Source organism: Ruegeria sp. HKCCD4884 (assembly GCF_013110855.1).
Classification (GTDB): domain Bacteria; phylum Pseudomonadota; class Alphaproteobacteria; order Rhodobacterales; family Rhodobacteraceae; genus Ruegeria.
The window spans coordinates 1-3,087 of sequence record NZ_WVRJ01000029.1 but is presented as its reverse complement, the minus strand read 5'-3'; the positions used below and the strand labels follow the sequence as shown (position 1 = coordinate 3,087).

Here is a 3,087-nt window from a genome sequence, read left to right as displayed (position 1 = left end):
ACATGCGCTGGGACGAGGGCGCGGACGAGGTCTTTCATGTTGAGGATGCCGACCTGTGTTTTGCCGCTCATAACGCGGTAGGTTTTGTAAGTGTCGCCACCCGAGATCGAGATCAGGTGTTCGAGGTTGTCGTTAACATCCACCTCGCCGTCAAACTCACCTTCGTGGGTTCCGTCCTTGTCCATCACCGAGCGCACGCGCAGCACGCGGGCGCGGTTGATGTCGCTCACGAAGTCCTCAATGTAAGGATCGTTCGGGTTCAACAGGATGTGCTGCGGCTCGCCCTGTTGCACCACGTAGCCATCCTTCAGGATCACCAGGTGGTCAGCCAGCTTCAGCGCCTCGTCCAGATCGTGGGTGATGAAGATGATCGTCTTGTGCAGGTCCTTCTGCAACTCCAGCAGCAGGTCCTGCATGTCGGTGCGGATCAGTGGATCAAGCGCCGAGAACGCTTCGTCCATCAGCATGATCTCGGAATCCGAGGCCAGCGCCCGGGCGATCCCCACGCGCTGCTGCATCCCGCCTGACAGCTGGTGCGGATAGTGGTCCTCGTATCCCGCAAGGCCAACGCGCGCGAGCCACTTCTTGCCCGCCGCCACGATCTCGTCCTTGGTATCGCCGCGCACGGCCAGCGCCATGCCCGCGTTTTCCGCCACCGTCTTGTGCGGCAGCAGCGCGAACTTCTGAAACACCATCGACATTGTGTTCAGCCGCATGTCGCGCAGCTTCAACGGGTCATAGTCCAATACGTTCTGCCCATTGACCCAAACCTCTCCGGCCGTGGGTTCGATCAGCCGGTTCAGGTGTCGGATAAGGGTCGATTTGCCCGACCCTGACAGACCCATGATCACTGTGATCTCACCGGCCTGCATGTCGACATTGATGTCTTGCAGGCCCAGCACGTGGGCTTCCTTCTCCAGCAGGTCGGTCTTGCCCATACCCTGGCGCACTTGTTCCATCGCGCGATCAGGATGCGCACCGAAGATCTTGTAAAGGTTGCGGATCGAGATTTTAGGTTCAGCACTCATGTCCCGCCCTCCTTAATGCTTCTGTGCCGCTGCAACACGGGCCAGCGCCGCCTTGGACACCCGGTCCAGCACGATTGCCAGCAACACGATGCCGAGACCCGCGATCAAGCCGACGCCCAGCTCAAGATTACGGATGCCGCGCAACACCAAGACGCCCAGACCGGGCGCCGAGACCAGCGAGGCGATCACCACCATCGCAAGGCTCATCATGATGGTTTGGTTCACACCCGCCATAATGTTTGGTAAGGCCAGTGGTAGCTCGACCCCCCACAGTTTCTGACGCGGCGACATGCCGAAGGCATTCGCCGCCTCAACAACATCCTTGTCGACCAGACGAATGCCCAAGTCGGTCAGGCGGATCACAGGCACGATGGCGTACACAATGATCGCAATGCCGTAGAGTTTCGGTTCTGTAACGCTGAACAGGAAGATCAGCGGGATGAGATACACAAAGGTCGGTAGCGTTTGCAGCAGGTCCAGAACCGGCAGGATCATACGCTGGAAGCTATCGGATTTGGCCATGGCGATGCCTATGGGCACCCCCAGCAGAATACAAAGCCCGGTACAGACCAGCACAATCGACAGTGTCTGCATCGCCGGCTCAAGATGATCGATGAAGCCCAAAAAGCAAAATACGAAGATCACGAATCCGGTTACGATGGCCGAGCGTGAAACATACCAGGTCAGCACAAACAGCGCCGGCAGCATGATCCACCACGGCACCGCATCCACCGCCAGCAGCGCCCATTCCAGCATCCATGACAGCGGTTGCGTCAACGGGTCCAGCACCAGCTTCAACCCGTCCTTGATGGCAAGAAAGCCATCCTCAACCGCAGACACAAAATCCCGCGATTGTGGGATCGCAGGACAGGCTTCGTTCAAGGCATCAAGAGAGGGAAAGGGAAAAGTCGGGCCATTGTCGACATTCTCAGCATTGGCCTGCGCCAGCAAATCGGCCATCGAAAGATTTGCCCCGCCGCCAGAAGACTCGCACCAGTCACGGAGTCCCAACGCATCGAACATGCGGTCATAAAAAGCCATATCGTCCCCTTCCAACAACACCCGGGCGCCCCCTTGTATGAGGCGCCCAGATCCTTACCGTGTTTTATTGTTATTTCAGCAGCGCTGACAGTTTCGCGCGCGCGTCGTCGTTCAGCCACTCACTCCAAGTGTCCTGGAAGTTGGTCAGAAAATAAACCGCAGCCTCTTCTCCGGACGCGTTGTTCTCTTCCTGCCAGGCAAGCAGACCGTTCATCACGTCATTGGTGAATTGAACATTCTCCATCAGCGCCGTCTCTTCGGGGTGCGAATCCGCGAAAGTGTTGGTCACAACCGTGGTCACGTCACTGGCGGGGAACGCACCAAGCACCGGTTCTGCACATTCTTCCTGACTGTTGCACTCATGCGCTTCTGCCACATGTGGGCCTACATCGACCTGCACCATCGGGTAGCGGCCTAGAATCGAGGTTGGAGCCCAATAGTAGCCAAACCAAGGTTCTTTCGAGTCATAGGCCGAGGCAATGGACGCTGCCAGAGTCTCTCCCGATCCGTGGATAAAGTCCTCAATCCCTGCATCAGCAAAACCGGCCGCCTTTGCCATGTTGGTGCTGACCCGCTGACAGGTCCAACCAACAGGACAATTGTGGAAACGGCCGCCAACCAGTTCAGGATTGGCCAAGATGCCTTCCATCGTGGTCAGCTCCGGATGTTCTTCGGCCAGATAGGTCGGAATCCACCACGCCTCGACACCGCCATCGGACAGCACCTTGGCGCGTTCGATGATCGCACCACTTTCAATCAGGCCCGGATAAGCAGGCGCCCCGTTGGTCCACAGCTCGGTCAGAATGTCTGGCTCGCCAGTTTCCGCAACCGAGGCCAGCGCGGGCGTCGTCGCCGATGGCACAACTGTCACCGTGCAGCCATAGCCTTGCTCCAGCAGGAACTTGCTAACCTGCGTCACAATAATCGCCGAGCCCCAATCCATCTCGGTGATCGAAACCTCACCACACTCAGCCTGCGCCGCACCAGCTACGCCCATGGATACCGCAGCACTCGCCGC

General features: G+C 58.3%; 3 protein-coding genes. All 3 read right to left on the bottom strand.

Features of this window, described 5'->3' with window-relative positions; all coding sequences use genetic code 11:
• On the bottom strand, positions 1-1,028 hold a 1,028-nt coding region (locus GS636_RS22565), incomplete at its 3' end, for a glycine betaine/L-proline ABC transporter ATP-binding protein (protein WP_171672920.1).
• A gap of 12 nt (positions 1,029-1,040) precedes the next feature.
• Positions 1,041-2,069 carry a proline/glycine betaine ABC transporter permease gene (locus GS636_RS22560; RefSeq protein WP_171095564.1) on the bottom strand — a complete coding sequence of 343 codons (1,029 nt, stop codon included), beginning with the start codon at positions 2,067-2,069 and terminating at the stop codon, positions 1,041-1,043.
• Between the two features lie 70 nt (positions 2,070-2,139).
• Positions 2,140-3,087 (bottom strand): ABC transporter substrate-binding protein (locus GS636_RS22555; RefSeq protein ID WP_371808769.1); only part of this gene is annotated, 948 nt, incomplete at its 5' end.

Excerpts from the sequence above, each read along its gene's own strand:
- GS636_RS22560 (WP_171095564.1), bottom strand. The coding sequence starts at position 2,069 with ATGGCTTTTTATGACCGCATGTTCGATGCGTTGGGACTCCGTGACTGG.